The organism is Actinoplanes sp. NPDC051537 (genome assembly GCF_055586105.1).
Genome location: NZ_JBVJIU010000025.1, coordinates 70,771 through 91,965 on the forward strand (window position 1 = coordinate 70,771; position 21,195 = coordinate 91,965).

General features: G+C 72.2%; 16 protein-coding genes. 9 read left to right on the forward strand and 7 right to left on the reverse strand.

The features are described 5' to 3' along the window. Positions 1-11 precede the first annotated feature (11 nt). Both ACZ6TB_RS43140 and ACZ6TB_RS43145 read left to right on the forward strand, forming a co-directional pair. The gene (locus ACZ6TB_RS43140) at positions 12-1,589 is read left to right on the forward strand and encodes a glycoside hydrolase family 13 protein (protein WP_465565803.1); all 1,578 of its coding nucleotides are present in this window, start codon (positions 12-14) and stop codon (positions 1,587-1,589) included. Between the two features lie 29 nt (positions 1,590-1,618). Further along, positions 1,619-5,359 (forward strand): hypothetical protein, encoded by a 3,741-nt coding sequence (locus tag ACZ6TB_RS43145; protein ID WP_465565806.1) that lies wholly within the window; start codon positions 1,619-1,621, stop codon positions 5,357-5,359. A 3-nt stretch (positions 5,360-5,362) separates the two neighbouring features. Here the strand turns inward: ACZ6TB_RS43145 and ACZ6TB_RS43150 are convergent, their stop codons facing one another. After that, positions 5,363-5,989, reverse strand: coding sequence for a GGDEF domain-containing protein (locus ACZ6TB_RS43150; protein ID WP_465565809.1), 627 nt, complete (start codon positions 5,987-5,989; stop codon positions 5,363-5,365). A gap of 273 nt (positions 5,990-6,262) precedes the next feature. Here ACZ6TB_RS43150 and ACZ6TB_RS43155 point away from each other — a divergent pair, with 273 nt between their 5' ends. Then, positions 6,263-6,469 (forward strand): DUF397 domain-containing protein, encoded by a 207-nt coding sequence (locus ACZ6TB_RS43155; protein ID WP_465565812.1) that lies wholly within the window; start codon positions 6,263-6,265, stop codon positions 6,467-6,469. 2 nt (positions 6,470-6,471) lie between these two features. Here the strand turns inward: ACZ6TB_RS43155 and ACZ6TB_RS43160 are convergent, their stop codons facing one another. Together ACZ6TB_RS43160 and ACZ6TB_RS43165 are read right to left on the reverse strand one after the other, a co-directional pair. Continuing rightward, positions 6,472-7,251, reverse strand: coding sequence for an SAM-dependent methyltransferase (locus ACZ6TB_RS43160; RefSeq protein ID WP_465565815.1), 780 nt, complete (start codon positions 7,249-7,251; stop codon positions 6,472-6,474). Further along, positions 7,244-8,095 (reverse strand): helix-turn-helix domain-containing protein, encoded by an 852-nt coding sequence (locus ACZ6TB_RS43165; RefSeq protein WP_465565818.1) that lies wholly within the window; start codon positions 8,093-8,095, stop codon positions 7,244-7,246. The genes ACZ6TB_RS43160 and ACZ6TB_RS43165 overlap by 8 nt, the downstream gene beginning before the upstream one ends. 164 nt (positions 8,096-8,259) lie before the next feature. Here ACZ6TB_RS43165 and ACZ6TB_RS43170 point away from each other — a divergent pair, with 164 nt between their 5' ends. Next, positions 8,260-8,880 carry an AMIN-like domain-containing (lipo)protein gene (locus ACZ6TB_RS43170; protein WP_465565821.1) on the forward strand — a complete coding sequence of 207 codons (621 nt, stop codon included), beginning with the start codon at positions 8,260-8,262 and terminating at the stop codon, positions 8,878-8,880. 4 nt (positions 8,881-8,884) lie between these two features. On the opposite strand, the gene ACZ6TB_RS43175 is transcribed toward ACZ6TB_RS43170, so the two are convergent. Then, positions 8,885-9,946 (reverse strand): cellulose binding domain-containing protein, encoded by a 1,062-nt coding sequence (locus ACZ6TB_RS43175; protein ID WP_465565824.1) that lies wholly within the window; start codon positions 9,944-9,946, stop codon positions 8,885-8,887. Positions 9,947-10,044: 98 nt separating this feature from the next. Here ACZ6TB_RS43175 and ACZ6TB_RS43180 point away from each other — a divergent pair, with 98 nt between their 5' ends. Genes ACZ6TB_RS43180 through ACZ6TB_RS43190 form a run of 3 tightly spaced genes read left to right on the forward strand, consistent with a single transcriptional unit; the run spans position 10,045 to position 12,022 of the window. Next, a complete protein-coding gene (locus ACZ6TB_RS43180; protein ID WP_465565827.1) occupies positions 10,045-11,091 on the forward strand; it encodes an alcohol dehydrogenase catalytic domain-containing protein in 1,047 nt (348 codons plus the stop codon). 12 nt (positions 11,092-11,103) lie between these two features. Then, the gene (locus tag ACZ6TB_RS43185) at positions 11,104-11,652 is read left to right on the forward strand and encodes a carboxymuconolactone decarboxylase family protein (protein ID WP_465565830.1); all 549 of its coding nucleotides are present in this window, start codon (positions 11,104-11,106) and stop codon (positions 11,650-11,652) included. Further along, positions 11,639-12,022, forward strand: coding sequence for a hypothetical protein (locus ACZ6TB_RS43190; protein WP_465565833.1), 384 nt, complete (start codon positions 11,639-11,641; stop codon positions 12,020-12,022). Before ACZ6TB_RS43185 ends, ACZ6TB_RS43190 begins: the two co-directional genes overlap by 14 nt. On the opposite strand, the gene ACZ6TB_RS43195 is transcribed toward ACZ6TB_RS43190, so the two are convergent. After that, positions 11,988-12,833, reverse strand: coding sequence for a DUF5753 domain-containing protein (locus ACZ6TB_RS43195; protein WP_465565836.1), 846 nt, complete (start codon positions 12,831-12,833; stop codon positions 11,988-11,990). The genes ACZ6TB_RS43190 and ACZ6TB_RS43195 overlap by 35 nt on opposite strands. A gap of 166 nt (positions 12,834-12,999) precedes the next feature. Here ACZ6TB_RS43195 and ACZ6TB_RS43200 point away from each other — a divergent pair, with 166 nt between their 5' ends. Beyond that, the gene (locus ACZ6TB_RS43200) at positions 13,000-13,803 is read left to right on the forward strand and encodes an SAM-dependent methyltransferase (protein ID WP_465565839.1); all 804 of its coding nucleotides are present in this window, start codon (positions 13,000-13,002) and stop codon (positions 13,801-13,803) included. Positions 13,804-13,807: 4 nt separating this feature from the next. On the opposite strand, the gene ACZ6TB_RS43205 is transcribed toward ACZ6TB_RS43200, so the two are convergent. After that, positions 13,808-14,920 (reverse strand): DUF3500 domain-containing protein, encoded by a 1,113-nt coding sequence (locus ACZ6TB_RS43205; RefSeq protein WP_465565842.1) that lies wholly within the window; start codon positions 14,918-14,920, stop codon positions 13,808-13,810. 10 nt (positions 14,921-14,930) lie between these two features. After that, positions 14,931-17,984, reverse strand: coding sequence for an amidohydrolase family protein (locus tag ACZ6TB_RS43210; protein ID WP_465565845.1), 3,054 nt, complete (start codon positions 17,982-17,984; stop codon positions 14,931-14,933). A 63-nt stretch (positions 17,985-18,047) separates the two neighbouring features. Between ACZ6TB_RS43210 and ACZ6TB_RS43215 the strand changes: the two genes are divergently transcribed. Next, the gene (locus ACZ6TB_RS43215; RefSeq protein WP_465565848.1) at positions 18,048-21,194 is read left to right on the forward strand and encodes an NACHT domain-containing protein; all 3,147 of its coding nucleotides are present in this window, start codon (positions 18,048-18,050) and stop codon (positions 21,192-21,194) included. Position 21,195 lies beyond the last annotated feature (1 nt).

The following is a 21,195-nucleotide window of genomic DNA, read 5'->3' on the forward strand; positions in this document are numbered from 1 at the left end:
GGGAGGACCGGATGAGCCCCGCGGGCCCCTGGTGGCGCCACGCGGTCATCTACCAGGTCTACGTGCGGAGTTTCGCGGACTCCGACGGCGACGGGATCGGCGACCTGCCGGGCGTCCGATCCCGCCTGCCGTACCTGCGTGACCTGGGTGTCGACGCGCTCTGGCTCAATCCGTTCTATCCGTCGCCGCAGGCCGACGCGGGCTACGACGTGGCGGACTACCGCGACGTCGACCCGCGCTTCGGCACCCTCGCCGACGCCGAGGCGCTGATCGACGAGGCGCACGAGCACGGCCTCCGGGTGATCTTCGACCTCGTGCCCAACCACACCTCCGACGAGCACCCGTGGTTCCGGGCCGCTCTCGCCTCGCCGCCCGGCAGTCGCGAGCGGGCCCGGTACCTGTTCCGCGACGGGCAGGGATCCCGGCCACCCAACAACTGGGGAAGCGCGTTCGGCGGCCGGGCCTGGACCCGGGTCGCCGACGGGCAGTGGTACCTGCACCTGTTCGCGCCGCAACAGCCCGACCTGGACTGGACCAACGAGGACGTACGGGCGGAGTTCCGCTCGATCCTGCGGTTCTGGTTCGATCGGGGGGTCGACGGCTTCCGCATCGACGTCGCGCACGGCCTGGCCAAGGACCCGGCGATGACCGACCTCGGCGCCGCGCACGCCACCTCGGGCCCGGCCGTCGCGGGCCACCCGCACTGGGATCTCGACGAGGTGCACGACGTCTACCGCGACTGGCGGCGGATCAGCGACACCTACCCCGGTGACCGGACCTTCGTGGGCGAGATCTGGGTGGCCGACCCGGTGCGGCTCGCCCGCTACCTGCGCCCCGACGAGCTGCACACCGCGTTCAACTTCACGTTCCTGCTGGCGCCCTGGGACGCCGAGGCGCTCCGGCACGCCGTCGACGAGAGCATGCGGGCGCTGACCGAGGTCGGCGCTCCGGCCACGTGGGTGCTGTCCAACCACGACGTGGTCCGGCACGTCACCCGCTACGGGGGCGGCCCGACCGGCCTCCGGCGGGCCCGGGCCGCGGCGCTGCTCATGCTCGCCCTGCCCGGCGGGGCCTACGTCTATCAGGGCGAGGAGCTCGGCCTGCCCGAGGTTCAGGACCTGCCCGCCGAGCTGCGACAAGATCCCTCCTTCCACCGTACGAACGGAGCCGACCCGGGCCGGGACGGCTGCCGGGTGCCGCTCCCCTGGTCCGGCGCCGCCCCGCCGTTCGGCTTCGGCCCCGGCGCGACGTGGCTGCCGCAGCCGCCGGCGTGGGCCGACCTGACCGCGGACCGGCAGGCCGCCGACGGCTCGTCGATGCTGTCGCTCTACCGCGCCGCGCTCCGCCACCGAGCCGCCGTGACCGCCGCCGGTGCCGAGACCCTGACCTGGCTGCCGGCCACCCCGGACGTGCTGGCCTTCGAGCGCGCCCCCGGCTTCTTCTGCGTGCTCAACGCGGGCGACCGCCCGGCCGCGACGCCGCCCGGCGTACGGGGAAAGTTGCTGTTGACCAGTGACCCGATCGCCGCCGACCGCGTCCTTCCCCCGGCCACCGCCGCCTGGTATCTCGACGAATCCGGCGCCGCGTAGCCGGTTGACAGTGTTGGCACAGTGGTGGTGTGAGTCGACCGGGCAGGAGGTGGTGGCAGCATTCCTCCGCCGCGCTGTTCGTCGGGGCGGCGCTGGCGCTGATCGGAAATCTCGCCACCAATACGGTCCAGGTCGACGCGCGATGGTGGCCGTGGTTGTTGTGGGGCCTGGTCGGCGCTCTGATCGCGGCGGCGGCGGCGAGCGAGGTGACCCGAGGCGACGGTGACTCCGTCGACGACGCGGAAATCAAACGCACCGTCCGAGACCTCGCACAACGGCTCCTGACCGCCTACCAGAAGCAGGAATGGCATTACGGCGTAAGCCAGACCCCACCGCTCGAAGTGCGATTCCGGTCCTCGGGGCCGGTGAACACCGACGGCTCGGAAGACCCGTTCGACGAGGACGGCTGGGAACGGTTTCCTCTCGACGGCGACGTCGGCCAGATCGTCGATGCCTTTCTCGGCCTCGCCCGCCGTCAGTTGATCGTGCTCGGCGAGCCGGGCGCCGGCAAGAGCGTCCTCGCGCTGCTGCTCTCGCGTCGCCTGCTCGCGGAGCAGACCGCCGACGACGCGGTGCCGGTGTTCCTCCCGATCTCGTCGTGGGACCCGACGGCCGAATCGGTCGATGAGTTCGTGATCGGACGGCTTCGGCTGGAGCATCCGAAGCTGTTCGCCGGGAAGAACGGCGCACACCTCGCGCGCATGCTGATGACGCCCCTGGGCACCAACGGCGAGCGGGCCCCCGTCCAGCATGTGTTCCCGATCCTGGACGGCTTGGACGAGCTCCCCGCGGATCGCGTCCCTGCCGCCATCACCAGGCTCCACGAGTTCATGTCGTCGGGGCGACCGGTCCTCGTGACCTGCCGCAGCCGCGAGTACGCGCTGTTCATGCGGGACCGGCGCGGTGACCTCGAACGCGCCGCGGTGATCGAGATCCAGCCGGTCGCCCTGGAGAACGCGATCGCCTTCCTCGGCCGGCCGCGGGCGGAGCGTGCTCGCTGGAAGCCGGTGTTCGCACTCCTGCGCGAGCAACCCGGCGGCGCCCTGGCCACCACCTTGACCACGCCCCTCATGGTCGCGATGACGCGCATCGCCTATCGAGAGCCGGGGAGCGACCCGGCCGAGCTCACGACCTTGCGGACCCGGACCGCGATCGTCTATCGCCTGATCGACCGCTATCTGGACGTCGCCTACGACCCCGACGAGCCGAGACTGGTTCCCGGAGCACCTTTGCACCGCTATCCGCCCGAGCGGGCAGCGCGATGGCTCGGCACGCTCGCGTACCACTCCTACCAACAGGGCACCCGCGACCTGGGCTGGCGCGCGCTCCCCTTCGCCCTCATGAACGCCCGGCCCGCTGTCGCCGAATTTCTGGTGGCGACCACCGCCGTGGTGGCCGCCGCCGCATGCGGTTACGCCGCCGGCGCGCTCCGCGGAGCGATCGCGGCGGCATTCATCGTCTTCGCGGTCAGTGTTGAATGGGCGCCGCTGCACGGCGACGGCCAGCGCGGGTTACGGTTCGCCGCCGTACCCTCGCTTGCCGTCGTCACGGGATTGGCCACCGGCATCCTGGTCAAGGCGCCCTGGACCGGTGTGGTCGCGGGCGTGGCCGGCGCCTCGGCCTACGTGATCGTTACCTCGTTGCGGCGGCCACGTGCACCATGGCTGCGCATGGGAGCCTGGTGGCTGCTCGGTACCGGCGCCTTCGCGATCATGGCAGCGTGGCAGGCGGCCGATGATCGCCGGAGCTGGACGGTGACCGCCGCGCTGGTGCTCGGCGGCGCCGCGCTGCTGAGCGGGCCCGGTTGGCCCTGGGCCGAGCACCAGGCGAACCATCTGCTGCTCGTCGTCCGCGGCTGGCTGCCGCTGCGCACCACCCGGTTCGCCGAGGACGCCTACACCCGTGGCGTGCTGCGCCGCAGCGGCTCCGTCTGGCAGTTCCGGCACGCGCTCATCAACGACCGTCTGGCGATGCGGACGCGGCGATGGTCCCTGTACCAACTGGCCGCCGCGGGCGACCTGCCCGCGCAGCGCGAGCTCGCCGACTCCGCGGCGGACGCCGGCGACAGCGAAACCGTGCTGACCATCCTCCGCCGTCGGGCTGCCCGGCACGACGGGGACGCCACCGTGATACTGGCCGGGCTGCTGCACAGCCGCGGCGAGACCGAGGCGTCAGTGACGTTGCTCCGGGAGGAGGCTCGGCGGGGACGCGAGGACGCCGCCAACGCGCTCGCCGAGCATCTGCTCGAGAGTGGCGACGAGGCCGAGCTGCGCGCCCTGGCCGAGCAGGGTTTCATCCAAGCGGTGCGGCACATGAGCGGCCGCCTCCGAGGCCGCGGCGACATCCGCGAGGCGGTGGCGCTCGAACGCGCCGCCATCCTGCGAGGCGATCGCTCCGAGGCGTACGGGCGTGCCATGGAACTCGGTTTGACCGCGGATCCGGAGATCATGGCGATCGTCATCAGGCGATCACAGTCGTCGGACACCTGGATCCGCCGACGCCTTCCGTCCGCCAGGCGGATACTGGCGAGACAGGACCTGGAGAGGCTGGCCTCGCGCGGGGACGTTGCCGGCTTGACCCGCATGGCGGATCGAGGGAACAAGCTTGCGGCCATCAGCCTCGCCGACCTCCTGGCCAAACTGGGCGATAAGGACGCGTTGACCGCGCGGGCCGCGCGAGGCGACAAGTACGCACGGCACGAGCTGATCGTGCTGCTCGAGAGCCTCGGCGACGAGGCGGCGCTGCTCCCACTCGTCGACGCAAAGCACGAGTACGACGCGGCCGAACCATTGTCCGGCCTGTACGTGCGCAATGGCCGGCCCGATCAGGCCATCGCCATCCTGCGTCCCGCGGCGCCGGTGCAGGTCGACGCGGCTGTTCTCCTGGCCACGCTCCTCGCCGACCGGACAGGTGTCGACGACGCGATCGCCGTGCTGCGACCCCACGCTCGCGGAAGTGCCCTCGCCGCCAAAGAGCTGGCCGGCCTGCTGCTGCGATGTGGCGACCGGGATCGGGCGGCCGGGACCCTGCGGCGTCATTCTCGACACGACAGCCCTTGTGCCACCGCGCTCGCCGACCTCCAGGCCGACCAGGGCGACATCCGCGGCGCGATCGAGGTGCTCGAAGAGCGCGCCGCGCGGGAAAAGACGATCTATGGATTCCATCAAGAGGCCGCGGAGCACCTTTTCGCCTTCCTCCGCCGACGCACGGATCAGACTCGGCTGCGCGCCTGGGCGGCCCGCGACGCGAAGGCGGTCCCTCACCTGGTCGCGCTGCTCACCGACCTCGGCGACATCGACGCCGCGATCGCCCTGCTTCGGCCGCACGCCGACCGAAGCAGGACGCCGAGGTTCCGGGCACCGCTTGCCACGCTGCTGCGCGAACGGGGCGACATCGACGAGCTGAGGAGGCGTGGCCAGCTCGGCGACGGGTTCGCCGGCCTCGGCTACATGCAACTGGCTCTGGAACGCGAGCAACACGCCGAGGCCGCGCCGATGCTTTCCGCCTATGCGGAAAGCCCCAGAAGATTCGGGCTGGACTCCTCGTCCGTGACCACGCTGGCGCGGATCCTGGTGCAGCAGGATCGCCTCGACCTGCTGCGGCGTTTGGCAAAATCCAGTCCCGGCAACGCCGCGGCGGTGGCGACGGCACTCGGCGATGAGGGCCGCCGCGGGCAAGCCATCGACCTGCTCAGCGAGATCTACGGCAAGGCCGTCGCCGAACAACTGAGCAGAAAATCCGCCGCGGGATCCATCCCGCCTCCCGCCTGACCGCTAGGGCTGGTCCCAGGCGATGTGCCAGCGGCGCCGGTTGGTCTTGGCGTGGTACATCGCCAGGTCGGCTCGGCGGACCAGCTCGGTCATCGTCGCCGGCCGGCGGTTGCCGATGGTGACGCCGATCGACGCGGTGACCGCGAGCCGGAAGCCGCCGATGGTCATCGGCTCGGCGACCGCGTCGGAGATCGCGCCGACCAGGGCCGGCCAGTCGCGGAGGGGGCCGGCCAGCGAGGACTCGGTGACTACGGCCGCGAACTCGTCGCCGCTCAGGCGGACCGCCAGGTCGCCGGCCAGGCCCGCGGACAGCCGCCGGCCGACCGTGCACAGCACCTCGTCGCCGACGGCGTGGCCGTAGCGGTCGTTCACCGGCTTGAAGCCGTTCAGGTCGAGCACCAGCACCGCGAACCGGGTGGCCTCGCGGAGCATCGCCGGGCCGACGGCGTTGAGCAGACGGCGGTTGGCCAGGCCGGTGAGCTCGTCGTGGTGGATGGCCCACCACAGTGCGGCGCGCTCGGACTCCAGCACGGCGACCTGCGCCCGCAGCCGGGTCAGCTCGGACTCGGCGGCCTCCTCACCGTCCGGCATCGCCGCGGCCAGGCCGACGGCGCGATGGACGATATCCATTGAGGTCCCCCTCTGACCACAGCGGACGGTGGGATGGATGGTCATCATCCCCTGTCAAACTTCCACCGTGCAAGATTTCACGGTGCAGAAGTTCAGGCCGACGTCTCGCTGGGGCGCTTGCCATCGCCTACGCTCGGTACGCAAAATTTCATGAAGAAAGAAAGACGGAGCCCGACGGCGGTATTTGGCGCCTTATTTCCGAAATTTCGGCGGTCTATGCCCTTCCGGAATTACGAAGAGTAACGGCCGTGTTATGGCAGAGGAGCGGGGATCATGCAGGGCGACCTGGAGTGGATGATGTCGAGCCGGTCGACCGGCAACGGCGGTAGCTGCGTCGAGGTCCGGCGGCACGCGGGTCTGATCGAGGTGCGCAACAGCAAGCGGCCCGAGGTGAGCACCGTGCACTTCACCGTCGAGGAGTGGGACTCGTTCCTCGACGGCGCTAAGAAGGGCGAGTTCGACGGGCTGCTGTCCGGCTGAGGTCAGGGCTTGCGGCCGACCCCGGCCCAGATGCCGCCGGCCCGGGGGCTCTCGACCCGGTCCACGACGGCGCCGGCTCGCCACTCCTGGGCCCAGACCACGCCGGGGTCGATCACGTCGAGGCCGGTGAACAGGCTCTCGACCTCGGCGCGGGTGCGGATGGTGCCGGGGGTCGCGGTCCGGCGCTGGTAGACGTCCTCGGTCGCGGTGAACAGCGCGAAGCTCTCGGTGGCGCTGTGTGAGATGACGAAGTGGCTTCCGGGGGCGACCGCGCCGATCAGGGTTGCCACCGCCTCGTCCGCGACCTCGTGCTCGGGGACGAAGTGCAGCACGGCGGCCAGGATCACGCCGATCGGCTCGTCGAAGTCGAGCAGGCGGCGCACCTCGGGGTGGTCGAGGACGGCCCGCGGCTGCCGCGCGTCGCCGAGCACCGCCACCGCGTCGGTGTCGCCGTCGAGGATGTCGAGGCTCTCGGCCACCGCCACCGGGTCGATGTCGACGTAGGCGACCCGCGTCCCGGGCCGGATCCGCCGGGCGATCGAATGCACGTTGTCGACGGTCGGGATGCCGGAGCCGATGTCGAGGAACTGCCGGATGCCGGACTCGGACAGGTGCCGCACCGCGTTCACCACGAAGGCGCGGTTGGCCCGGGCCGCCTCGGGAATGAACGGGAACCGCTCGATGACGGCGTCGGCGGCCGCCCGGTCGGCCGGGAAGTTGTGCACGCCCCCGAGGTAGTAGTCGTACATCCGGGCGGCGGTCGCGGCCTTGGCCTCAGTCATGTGGGTTCCTGCCCCCGTTCGATGCGTGGAACTCCGCGATCGGCACGGAGGCGTCGCAGATCAGGTCGAAGATGCGCCGGTACTCCCGCACCTCGGCCGGCTCCTCCAGGTACAGCGCCCCGACGTGGGACTCGAGGTAGACCACGTCGGGGTCCTCGGCGTCCTCGAAATCCATGATCCGGAATGCCCCGGCCATGGCGGCGTGCGCGCCGGCCGACCACGGCAGCACCCTGATCTCGACGTGCTCCTGCCGGGCCGCCGCGCACAGGTGCTCGATCTGCTCGGCGAGCACGCCGGGGCCGCCCACCTGCCGGGTCAGCACGCCCTCGCCGAGCACGGTGACCAGGCACGGCTTCGGGTGCCGCGACGCCATCGCGGCCTGGCGCTGCATCCGCAGCTTCACGTGCCGCTCGGTCGTCTCGGTCTCCGCGGGCTGCTCGGCGCCGTAGATGGCGCGGGCGTACTGCTCGGTCTGCAGCTCGCCGGGGACCACCTCGCCCTCGTACGTGCGGATGGCGCTCGCGCTCGCCTCGAGGCCGACGTAGAGCTTGAACCAGTCCGGAATCACGGGATTCGCGTCCCACCACTCCTCCTGGGACGTGCCGAGCGCGAGGTCGGACAGCGCGTTGGCGACGCTCTCGTCCACTCCGTACAGCCAGCACAACGCGCGCACGTTGGCGACGGTGACCGGAACCTTGCCGGTCTCGATGCGGTGCAGGGTCGGCTCGGAGATGCCGAGCTTGGCCTCCGCGACCTCGCGCCTGCTCTTGCCGTTGGCCACGCGTAACCGCGTCAGCCTGCGCCCCAGTGCCCGGCGCACCACGCGCTGACCGGTGACCGGCACCCTCTCACCTCCGCGCCGCGGCCGCGAGACCGTGCTGGTGTTGTGAGCCACACCATACCGTCGAGATCGCCGTGACCGAAAGTCACGGCACGAACCTGGGATTACACGGCCGCCCGGAGTTCCTAGCCTGGTCTCACCCTGCACTCTCGACGGAGGCCCCGGCCATGAGGGGAACGAAAGCACTCATCATCCTGACCACACTCGCGGTCGCCACCGGTTGCGCCGGCGGCCCGCGGACCACGACCGCCGGCAGCACGCCGGCCACGGCCGCCGGCAGCACGCCGGCCACCACCGCCCGCGGCACCGCCGCGTCCCCGCCCCTCACCTCGAAGGCGCGGCCGATAGCGGCCACGACCGGCGCCGGCTGGGCGACGACGCCCACCACCGTCCGGCACGACCCGCCCGTCCCCCCGGTGCCCGTGCTCTCCGGAGTTCGCTACGCGGCCCACGACGGCTACGACCGGATCGTGTTCGACATCCCGGGCAACCTTCCGGGCTATACGGTCAAATACGTTTCCGAGGTACGCCGCGACGGCTCCGACCAGCCGATGTCGGTGCCCGGCACGGCGTACCTCCTCATCGTGCTGCACCCGGCCCAGGCACACCGCCCGGACGGCACGCCGACCGTGAGCGGCGTCCACCGCACCGGTCTGGCCGGCATCGAGGCGTACGCGCTGGCCGGCGATTACGAGGGCTACGTCTCGATCGCGCTCGGCGTCGACGGCGTCCGGAAATACCACGTCGGCGAGCTGAGCAACCGGATCTACGTCGACGTCGCCGTCTGACCCGCTAGGTCACGGCGCAGGAGACGGCCGGGGGCGTGTTCGTGGTGGCGGACGAGGCGAGGAAGCCGAACGTGGCGGACGCGCCCGCGGCGAGGCGGCCGTTCCAGTCGGCGTTGCGGGCGGTCACCGTGGCGCCGGCCTGGGTGACCGTGGCGTTCCAGGCCTGGCTCACGGTCTGGCCGTTGGCGAAGGTGAAGGTCGCGGTCCAGCCGCCGGTGGCCGACGCCGAGCCGTTGGTGACGGTGACCTCGCCCTGGAAGCCGCCCGTCCACTGCGAGGCGACCCGGTAGGTCGCGGTGCAGGAGCCACCAACGGGCGGCGTGGTGGTCGGCGGCGTGGTTGGCGGGGTGGTCGATGGGATCGCGCCGCCGAGCACGGCCGCGAGCGAGGGATACCAGGCGTCGGACATCTTCTGGAAGCCGGTGTCGTTCGGGTGCACGCCGTCCACGTTGTCGGCGACCGCGTCGTACCCGCTCCACAGGTCGGCCACGACGATCGGTGACGCGGCCGTGCTGAGCCCGGCCGCCCACGCCGGGATCGCGTTGTTCAGCGCCACCACGTCGGCCGGGCAGGTGGCGCAGGCGGCCGCGCTCATCGGGATGATCTGCGCGACGACGATCTTCATGGCCGGGTTCTGGGCGCGCATCTGGCCGACCAGCTTGGTGAAGGCGGCCAGCTTGTCGGCGAGCGGGATGTAGCCGCCCCACATGTCGTTGGTGCCCAGGTGCATGAGCACGACGTCGGGCTTGGCGGCGGCCAGCCACGGCGGCAGCTGGTCGTTGGCGGCGATCCCGGTGGCCGCGTACCCGCCGTGTCCCTCGTGGTCGAAGTCGTACGCGTACCCGGGATTGCAGCCCCCGCCGTCCGACTGGGTGCCGACAAAGTCGACGTTGGTGTAGCCGGCGGTCTGGAGGCGATGCCAGAGCTTGGCCCGCCAGCAGCCCGGGCCGGCCGTGATCGAGTCGCCGAGCGGCATGATCCGCACCGGGGTGGCGGCGTGGGCGGCGGGCGCCACGGCGATCACGGCCGTCAGCGCCAGCAGGACGGAGAGCAGAAGTCTTCGCATGAGTACTCCATTCACGGGTATCGATGGGAGCGCTCCCGGGAGCATACGTCGCATTTTGCGACGCCTGGCGCGAGAAGCCGCGATTAACGTCGGTCGGCATGAAGGCCCTCGTCTATCACGGCCCCGGGCAGAAGTCCTGGGAGGACGTTCCCGACGCGACGATCCAGGAGCCGACCGACGTGGTCGTCCGGGTGGACACCACCACGATCTGCGGCACCGACCTGCACATCCTGCACGGCGACGTGGCCGCCGTGACCGACGGGCGAATCCTCGGCCACGAGGCGGTCGGCACGGTCGTCGAGACCGGCGACGCGGTCAAGGGGTTCGCCGCCGGCGACCGGGTGCTGGTGCCGGCGATCACCAAGTGCGGCCGCTGCGAGTACTGCCAGCGCGGCATGCCGTCGCACTGCCAGACCGTCGGCGGGATCGGCTGGATCTTCGGCCATCTCATCGACGGGACCCAGGCCGAGCTGGTCCGGGTGCCGTACGCCGACACGTCGCTCTACGCCGTGCCCGGGAACGTGGCCGACGAGCAGGCGATCTTCCTGGCCGACGCGCTGCCCACCGGGTACGAGGTCGGTGTCCTGGCCGGCGAGGTGCGGCCGGGCAGCACCGTCGCCGTGGTCGGCGCCGGCGCCGTGGGACTGGCCGCCATCCTGACCACCGGCCTGTGGGGCGCCTCCCGGGTCATCGCGATCGACTCCAACAAGTTCCGGCTCGAGAAGGCCCTCGAGTTCGGCGCGACCGACGCGTTCGAGGCCGGCCAGAGCACGGCCGGCGACGTCATGGCGCTGACCGACGGGCTCGGCGTCGACGTGGCCATCGAGGCGGTCGGCTATCCCGAGACGCTGCTGGCCGCCGCGTCACTGGTGCGGCCGGGCGGCACGATCGCCAACATCGGCGTGCACGGCGTCCCGGTCGAGCTGCCGATGCAGGAGATGTGGATCAAGAACGTGCGGCTGACCATGGGCCTGGTCGACACGGTCTCGATCCCGACGCTGCTGAAGATGGTCGCGAGCGGCCGCATCCCGGCCGAGAAGATGGGCACCCACTCGTTCACCTTCGATCAGATGGATGACGCGTACGGCGTCTTCGGCAACGCCGCCGCCAACGCCGCGCTGAAGGTGATCATCAAGCCCGCCTGACAAGATGGGCCCATGGGGCACACTTCCGGACCACCGCGGATCGCGCCGCTGACCGCGGCCGAGCGCAGCGATCGACAGGCGGCGCTGGTCGAGCAGGCCGGGGCGGAGCTCGGCGTCTACACGACGCTGGTGCGCCATCCCGACCTGTTCGGCGACTACCTGCCGTTCGGCCAGCGGCTGCTGCAGCACTCCACCCTGGAGGCGCGCGACCGGGAGCTGGTGATCCTGCGTGTCTCGTGGCGGTGCCGGTGCGCGTACGTCTGGGCGCATCACGTGGCCGTGGGTCGCGCCGCCGGCCTGGCCGACGAGGAGCTCGCGGCGCTGAGCACCGAGGCGGCGGCCGGGACGCTGGTGCGCGCGGCCGACGAGCTGGTGCGCGACCACCGCCTCGGCGATGCCACGTGGGCCGAGCTGGCCGGCCGCTACCCGACCGAGAAGATCATCGAGATCTGCCTGCTGGCCGGCCAGTACGCCATGCTCGCGGGCGCGCTGAACTCGCTCGGCGTGCGGCTCGAGGACGGCTTCCCGGCGCCCGGCTGGGCCGCCGATGGACGTCCTTGAGAACGGCTCCCCCGCCGACCGGCCGGCGACCTGGCCGCGCTACCTGATTCGGGTACGGGCGGAGACGGCGCCCGATCATGCCGGTTTCCAGAGACTGGTCGCCGCCGTGCTCCCCGCGGCCGCCGAGAAGGCGACGGCCGGCTATGACGCCGTCGAGGCCGCGTCCCACGCCGCGATCCCGCTGGACGGCGACGCGCAGGCGGCGCTGGTCGTGGCCGGCCGGGTCGACTGCGCCGCCGGGCGGGCCGGGGACGGGAAGGTGACCATCGAGGTCGACGACCAGCGGACGACCGTGACGCTACCGGCGATCGGCGAGGACAGCTGGGTGACGGCGATCAGGGGCCACCTGTGCCACCACCGAGGTCTTTGAGGATGCGGTGCAGGATGTCGGGCGTCTCGCTCAGCGGCGCCGCCTCGATGAACAGCCGCCCGATCGCCGCCGTGTAGCGGTCGACCTCTTCGCGCTTGTCCAGGTAGAGGCCGCCGGTCAGGTGCTCGATGTAGACGACGTCGGACAACTCCTGGTAGGGAAAGCGCAGCACGCTGAAGGCGCCGCCGGACGCCGCGTGCCCGCCCGAGGCGAAGGGCATGACCTGCAGCTGTACGCCGGGCGAGCCGGTGAGCTCGAGCAGGGCGGCGATCTGCTCGCGCAGCACGGCGTGCCCGCCGATCGGCCGGCGCAGCACCGCCTCGTCGATCACGGCCCACAGCTTCGGCGCGTCCGGCCGCGACAGCAGGGCCTTGCGCTCCATCCGCAGGCGGGCGCGGCGCTCGATCTCCTCGCCGGCCGACGGGTCGTAGCCGAGACTGATCACGGCGCGGGCGTACGCCGCGGTCTGCAGCAGGCCCGGGACGAACTGGATCTCGTACGTGCGAATGAGCTCCGCCGCCTGCTCGAAGTCGAGATAGGTCTGCAGCCACGAGTCGAGCACATCGCCGTACGCGTGCCACCAGCTCGGGGAGTTCGCCTCCCGGGCGAAGGTCATCAGCCGCTGGCGCTCGTCCGGATCGTCGACGCCGTAGAGGGTCAGCAGGTCGGCGATGTCGCGTTCCTTGAAGCCGACCCGGCCCAGCTCCATCCGGCTGATCTTCGACTCGGACGCCCGGATCGGGTCGCCCGCCTCCTCGCGGCTCAGCCGGGCGGCCCGGCGCAGGGCACGCAGACGAGAGCCGAGCTGCATGCGGCGTACGGTCGAACCGCCGCCCTGTCCCTGGCTCACCTGACTGCCCGCCCCTGGTCCGGCCGATCACTCGTCCCCGGTTCATTCATCCACAGTGGAACGCGATGATCGTCGAGCGATAGCATACCCACGAACGGCTCGAACCGAACCTTGACGGGAGCCCAGCATGACCGACCCCGGCGCGAAGCTCGACACCACCATCCCGCATTCCGCCCGCGTGTGGAACTACTGGCTCGGCGGCAAGGACAACTTCGAGGTCGACCGCGCGGTCGGCGACCAGTTCTCCGGCTTCTACCCCGACATCACCGTGGTGGCGCGATCGTCGCGGGGGTTCCTGAAGCGGGCGGTCACGTTCCTGGCCGAGGAGGCCGGCATCCGGCAGTTCCTCGACATCGGCACCGGCATGCCCACGGCGGAGAACACGCACCAGGTGGCCCAGGCCGCCGCCCCCGACGCCCGCATCGTCTACGTCGACAACGACCCGCTGGTGCTGGTCCACGCCCGGGCCCTGCTGACCGGCACCGCCGAGGGCGCCACCGAGTACATCGACGCCGACCTGCGCGACCCGGCCGCGATCCTGAAGGCCGCCGGCCGCACCACGCTCGACCTCACCAAGCCCACCGGCCTGATCCTGATGAACATCCTCGGTCACGTGCCCAACCTGGACGACGCGGTGTCGATCGTCCGCCAGTTGCTGGGCGCGCTGCCCTCCGGCAGCTACCTGGTCACCGCCGACGGCACCAACGTCCTCGACGGCCCGGCCTTCGAGGAGGCGATCGGCGTGTGGAACGCGAACGCCCCGCTCTCCTACCACCTGCGCCGGCCGGAAGAGCTGGCCCGCTTCCTGGAGGGCCTGGAGGTCATCGAGCCGGGCCTGGTCCCGTGCAACACGTGGCGCCCGGCCCCCGGCGCCACCGGCGACGACCTGCGCGAGGTCGACGAGTTCGGCGCGGTGGGCCGCAAGCCCTGACCGGTCAGTGGTGGTCGCGGTGGTGGGCGGCCAGCACGTCCAGCCCGAAGTCGTTCGACGGGTCTCGCCAGACCGAGTGGGCGTGGTTCGCGTTTCGCTGGGTGTTGTCCCACTCCAGCAGCAGGCGCGGGCCCTGCACCCGGTAGTAGTGCGGCGCGCCCGGGTCGGTGGGGCCCGCCCACGCGAAATGCACCTCGTCGAGGGCGGCGTCGTCGTACGACGGGGACACCTCGGCGGGCACGCGGCCGAGATACGTGGCCAGCAGGGCCTGGAGCAGCGAGCGCTGGTCGGGGGACATGGCCTGGGCGGGCACGCCCTTCGGCACCGCGGTGTATTCGAGCGCCGCGTGATCCGACTCGGTGTAGCCGGCCGCGGCGTCGATGGCGTCGCTCAAGGCCTGGAGCTTGGCCTGCTCCACCGGGTCGGGGAAGCGCTCGTCGCGCCAGATGCCGGCCAGCGGGATGACCCGGTTGCCGGGGGCGACCGCGGTGCGGTTGGCCGTCACGAAATCGGACGGGGCCTTGGGCGAGAGGATGGCCACCCTCGGATCAAGGGACTTCACCAGCGTACGGGCGAGGTCCTCGACCTTTCCGAGCGGCCGGTTGACCGCGCCGCCCAGCAGTTCCGACGACGCGGGGTCGGCGCCCATGAAGCAGGGGGTGGTCGCCGCCACCGCGCCGGCGACGATCAGGTTGTTGAGCGAGACGTGGTGGCCGCCGAACCGCCAGCCCCACGTGCCGCCGGGGACGGGGTCGCCGAAGACGCGCAGGTAGTACAGGCCCGGGTCGCGGCCGCGCTCGCGGTCGAAGCGGGTCACGAAGCCCTCGGTGTGGTCGAGGACGTTCTCCAGGCCCATCGTGGTGGCGACCGTGACGAAACCGGGCCGCGACAGGCCCGACGCCACCAGGCGCATCGCCGCCCGCTGCTGGGCCGGCCGCTGCTGGTGGAGGGTGAGGCCGCCGTGGTCGGTCGGGGTGTAGAACCAGCGGCGGCGCTCGGCGTCGGAGGTCTCGGCCGACGGCATCGCCCCGGCGGCGATCGCCCGCTGGTCGTCGGTCAGCAGCTCGAGCCAGGCCCGGGCCGCGGCGGCCATGGTCGAGGCGAGCTCTTCGGTCATGGCCGTCAATCTAACCCGTGCAGCAGGAGTGGCGGCTCTCCTCGACATAGTGCGGGTCGTGCCACCAGTAGCGGTCAGCGGGAGCGGGGGCCGGCGAGGCGAGCGCGGCCTTGGCGATGGAGCCGAACGGCGCGAGCAACGAGTCCACCGTGTGCAACTCCCCCGCGGCCATCACCTGACGGACGTTCGCGGCCTGCTTGATGTCGGCCAGCGGATCGCCGCCCAGCACGACGAGATCCGCGTAGTAGCCGGGCGCGACAAGGCCCAGCGGCTCCGCCAGGAACTCGCCCGGAATCCGGGTGGCGGTGCTCAGAGCTTCAAAGGCGCTCATCCCGTACGCGACCATGGCGCGCAGGTTGAGATGAGTGCTCACCACGTTGGGGGAGATCGGCGAGTCCGTCCCGGTGATCACCCGGCCCCCGCCGCGGGTCAGGGCGATCAGGTGCGCGACCTGCCGGGCCAGGTTCTGCCGGGCGACGGTCTGGTCCGTGGTCCGGGCGGCGGTGGCGATGGCCTGGAGGTTCGCGTACTCCCACGCCGGGTAGAGCGTGCGCACCCGGACGTCGGTCAGCAGGCTGTCGTCGTCGGCCAGCAGCGTGGTCGCCCCGAACAGCGTCGGCGTCCGGGACGCACCGGTGGCGGTGAAGATCTCGGTCACGTCGTCGTAGACCGTGCCGAGCGCCGTCACCGTGCGGGAGAAGCCGAACCGGCTGGTGGCGCCGACGTGCTCCTGGCCGTCGCCGCCGAACGCGAACGCCGGGTAGTGGTAGTGCGAGGTGGCCGGGATGCGGTGGCGGTGCGCCCACCGGATCACCTGCCGCTGCCGCTCGGGGGCGAGGCGCACGTACGCCTTCATCAGGTCGTAGTCCAGGGCCTCGGCCCGCGCCAGCTCGAGCGCGAGCTGCGCCGGCTCGTACGTGGGCCGCATGAAGTTGTAGAAGATCCGGCCGCCGTCGATCGCCTCGCCGGTCGCGAAGTACCGCGGGCCGAGGCGGGCGCCGGACTGGATCGACTCGCGCTCCTCGACCATGTGGTAGGCCGGGCTGCCGGGCGAGCGCGTGGTCGTGATGCCCAGCGACAGCCACAGCGGACCCTGCTTGGCGCCGTACGAGTAGCCCTGCATCTCCCGGTGGTGATGCATGTCGATCAGGCCGGGCGCGACCACCCCGTCCCGGGCGTCGACCAGGCGGCCGTCGCGGCCGGCCCGGTGCGGCTCGACGGCGGTGATCCGGTGGCCCTCGACCACGACGTCGACGTCCCGGACCAGCTCGCGGCGCGCGCCGTCCCACAGGCGGCCGGCGCGGATCACCGTACGGCCGCGTGGTGACGTGTTGGCCCAGGTGAGCGGGACCGGCACGCTCGAGGGTGACCCACCGGCCGCCGGAATCGTCCGCAGCCGTCCGTTGTGCAGGTAGAGCAGCCGCCGCGAGTCACCGCTCCAGCTCGGCGCGTCGGTGACCTCGTGGGTGATCGCCCGCGGCGTGCCGGCAAAGCTGCCGTCGGCCCGCACGTCGACCACGTGGAGCACGCTGGCCAGCACGAACGCCATCTTGCGGCCGTCCGGCGACCAGACCGGGCCGTCGTCGCCGCGGGTCTGGATCGAGCGGTGCGGCAGCGGGTCCACGTAGCGGCCGGCGCCGGTGGCGGTGTCGACCAGCAGGATCTTGCTGAGCCCCTCCCGGTAGCGGGCCGAGTAGGGCACCACGGCGGCGAGCGCGATCGTCCGGCCGTCGGCCGACCAGCTCGGCCGGCCCGGCTCGAAGGTGGCCGCGTAGAGCTGCCGGACCGCGCCGCTCGCCACGTCGACCGTGTGGAGCGCGCCGGTCTGGTCGAGGAACGCGAGCGCCGACGAGTCGGCCGACCAGCTGCCCGAGACGGCGGCGGCGGCGAGGTGGGTCAGCTGCCGGTCGGCGCCCGTCGCCAGGTCGCGCAGCCAGATGTCGAGCTTCCCGCCGCGGTCGGTCGAGTAGGACAGGTAGCGCCCGTCCGGTGACCAGGCCGGGTCCGACTTCCACCAGTGGTCGCGGGTGAGCGGCCGCGGCGGCTGCCCGATCCGCATGGTCCAGATGTCGTTGAGCGCGCGGAACGCGACCGACCGGCCGTCCGGCGACAGCACCGGGCTGCCGATGCCGAAGACCGGCTTGGGCGTACGGGATTCGAAGTCCCGGGTTCTCTTGGCATACCGCGGTTTCGTCAGCCCGAGCGGTGCCACGAAGCCGATCTTGGAGACCTTGCCCGATTTGTCCCGGCGACGGATGCCCCCGCCCGCCGCATAGACGATCTCCCCCGCCGGAGTCCACGTCGCCGGGAACGGAAACACCTCTTCTCCGGTGATGTACGCCGAACCATCGCGCCAGAGCTCACTACGGCCGTCGAGCGTCACCTGGTAGGTCAGCGACCGGCCGTCCGGGGTCCAGGCGGGACCGTGGATGACCTGGCCGGCGGGCACGGTGACGGCGGTCGAGCGGGCGCCGGTCGCGAGCGCGACGACGTCGATGCGGGTGTTGGCGACCACGAACGCGATCCGGCGGCCGTCCGGCGACCAGGCCGGCTCGTACTCCTCGGCGGCGGTGTCGGCGACCGCGGTGATCGCGCCCGATGCGAGATCAAGGACGTGAATCCCGTACGAGCCGGAGAGGTCCCCCGAGAAGGCCAGCCGATCCCCGCCCGGCGCGAAGCACGGCTCGCGGTGGTCGAACGGCCCCGAGGTGAGCCGCCGCAGGCCGGAACCGTCCGGCCGGATCACCCACAGGTCGAAGTTCCCGGTCCGGTAGGACGAGAACGCGATCGTCCCCCCGTCGGGCGACCAGGCCGGCCACGCGATGTCGAACAGGTCCCCGGTCAGCCGCCGCGCCGGGCCGCCCGAGGCGGGCAGCACCCACAGCACGCCGACGAGGTCCATCGCGAGGCGGCGACCGTCCGGCGACACCCGCACGCCGAGGTTCGTGCCCCGGTCGACGCCCGTCTTCCGGGTCGGCGCGGCGGCGGCCCGGGTCGCGGCCGGTCCGAGCACGGTGGTGCCGGCCAGGCCGGCGAGGAGCTGACGTCTGCTGACAGCGGTCATCATCCCAATAGACACCCATCCATGGATGACGGCAAGGCGGCGCGGGTCCGCCATGATGGGCGAATGCCCCGAGGTCTGTCCTACGCCGACGCGGTCCGCATTCTCGGCGGTTCCGGCCCGCTCACCCAGGTGGTGGACAACCTCTTGGGCGGCGTGCTCAGCCTGGCCACCGCGGGCGGGAGCGACGTCGCGCTGAGCCTGTTCGACGCCAAGGCCGAGGCGGTCCGGCTGGGCGGCCTGGTCACTGCCAAGATCAATGAGGTGGTCCGGGGCCTCGGCCGTTACCAGCGCAGCGAGCGGCTCCTGGCGGCGCACGGCGTGCTCGTGGTCGCCGCCGTCTTCGAGGCCCTGGACGACTGCTTCCGGTCGGCCGGCCTGAAGCCGGCCGAGTTCACCCGCGACGACCAGCTCCTGCTGCTCAAGTCGCCGGCCGGGCGGGACGCCGTGTCCCGGCTGCTCGACACCCCGATCCCGCTGCCGTCGCCGGCCCGGTCCTATGCCGACCTGCTCGACGAGATCCGCGGCTGGTCCCGGCCGGTCGCCGACCACCTCGCCGAGCACGTGCGCGGCCTCGCCGTGTGGGACGACCGCGTCGAGCACCCGATCGCGACCGAGCTGCCGCGCCGGGCCGCCGACCGCTACGACGAGGCCCACCGCCGGCTGGCCGCCGAGATCCCCGAGTTCGCGATCTGGTCGGGCCGGCTCGAGGCCCGGGCGACCGCGCAGAGCCTGCGCCGGCTCGAGACCCTGCTGCTGCGCGCCGCGGCCGGCCGCGACCCGGGCCGGCACCGCGCCGCGCTGGCCCGGGCCTATCGCTCCCGGCTGACCCGCCCGGTTCTCGACGGCGACGCCGGCGACCTGGTGCTGCCCGACCTCGGGGACGCCTACGTCGACCCGCGCTTCCGGGTGAAGACGGCCGGGGCCGGGGCGCGGCCCTCCGACGAGACCTGGTGGGACGGTGAGGTCCGCGACGACCTGCACGACTTCCTGGCCACCTACCTGACCACGCGGGACGCCGCCGCCGTGCCGCTGCTGCTGCTCGGCCAGCCCGGCGCCGGCAAGTCCTCGCTCACCCACATCCTCGCCGCCCGCCTGCCCGCGAGCGACTATCTCGTGGCCCGGGTGCCGCTGCGCGAGGTGCCGGCCGAGGCCGACATCCAGGACCAGATCGAGCTGGCGGTGCGGGCCGCGATCGGCGAGACGGTGGCCTGGGCCGAGCTGGCCGAGGACGCCGGGCGCCCGCTTGCGGTGGTCCTGCTCGACGGCTTCGACGAGCTGCTCCAGGCGACCGGCCTGCACCGGTCCGACTATCTCCAGCGGGTGGCCGCCTTCCAGGAGCGCGAGCTGGCGCAGGGCCGCCCGGTGGCGGTGGTCGTCACCAGCCGGGTCGCGGTGGCCGACCGGGCCCGCGTCCCGGCCGGCACGCCCGTCGTCCGGCTCGAGCCGTTCGGCGAGCCGCAGATCGACCAGTGGCTGCGGGTGTGGAACGAGGCCAACCCGCCGGTCGAGCCGCTGCGCCCGCCGATGCTGGCGCCGCTGCGCGAGCTGGCCGGGCAGCCCCTGCTGCTGCTCATGCTCGCGCTCTACCACGCCAGCGGGAACCCGCTCGCCGACGACATCGACGCCGCCGCGCTCTACGAGCGGCTGCTGAGCGAGTTCGCCGGTCGCGAGGTGCGCCGGGTGCACGCCGGCCGCCCCGAGTCGGAGATGCCGGCCCGGATCGAGGAGGAGCTGCTGCGGCTGTCGGTGGTGGCCTTCGCGATGTTCCACCGCGGCCGCCAGTGGGCGACCGAGCCCGAGCTGGACGCCGATCTCGCCGGCCTCGGCCTCGCCCCCGCGCGCGCCGGCGACACCGAGCGGTTCAGCACCCCGCTGACCGCGGCGCAGGAGATGGTCGGCCGGTTCTTCTTCATCCAGCGGGCGCGGGCGCTGCGCGACGACAAGCGGCTTCAGACGTACGAGTTCCTGCACGCCACCTTCGGCGAGTACCTGGTGGCCCGGCTCGTCGTGCAGGCCGTACGGGACACCACCGCGCGGGAGCGGGCCGCCACGCTCGCCCTCCGGTTCGGCGCCCAGCCCGAGGCCGACCTGTTGCAGGACCTGCTCGGCTACACGCCGCTGACCGCCCGCAACACCGTCCTCCAGTTCGTCCGGTCCCTGCTCGACGCCCCCGACCGGGCCGAGGTCCGCGCGTTCCTGGTCGGCCGCACCCGCCAGGCGGTGACCCGGCCCGGCTACACGCCCGGCCGCTACCGACCGGTCGACAAGCGCGTCGACCACTGGATGGCCACCTACTCGTTCAACCTGGTGCTGCTCACCCTGGCCGGCGGCGGCGATCTGCGGGCCTCGGACCTGTTCACCGAGGCCGCCGACCCGGCCGACTGGATGCGCGGCACGGCCCTGCAGTGGCGGGCCGCGATCCCGGGCGCCATGTTCCTCGAGTCGCTGGAGCACCTCACCGTTCTCCGCGAACCCGGTCGCGACGTCGTCCTCTCCCTCGGCCCGCCGTCGCACCCGCCCCTGGACATGAACTGGTCGAACCGCATGCGCCCGCCGGAGCACGGCGGCTACCTCGCGAACTTCGACTGGGGACCGGTCCTCAACTCGATGACCCTGAGCAACAGCCTCAGCGACGACGCCCTCCGGCACGCCCTCGAGCCGCTGCTGCGGCGGATGCCGGACGCCGTGCGGTTCTTCGCCGTCCACGACTCGGGCGAGGTGGAGTCGATCGCGCACGGCCTGATCGAGCTGCTCCTGGCGCCGGGCCCGGAGGCGTACGAGCGGATGGCGGAGATCCTGCTGAAGGCCAACACCGACGACCGGGGCGGCACCGTCGAAAAGACGGGCGAGGTGCTGACGCTGGTCCTCCGGTCGCTGCGCGGGGACCTCGACCGTCTCGACCCGGACGAGGCGGTGAACCTGATCTACCGGCTCGGCGGCTCGGAGGCGGTCAGCGGCGAGCACTACGCCGAGCTGGTGCTTCTCCAGCTGCACCCGCACCTGACCGCCGCCAACCGCACCCGGTACGTCGGCGTGTTCGCCGGGAACTACCTCACCGGCGTCGACGAGTTCGGCGACACGTTCTTCCGGCCCCTGGTGACCCGGGCCGCCGAGCGCGGCCAGCTGGACCGGCTGCTGCGGACGATCGCCGAGGTGCTCGGCCGGCGGGACGACCCCGGGCTGCTGCGCGCGCTACAGGAAGGGCACTGAC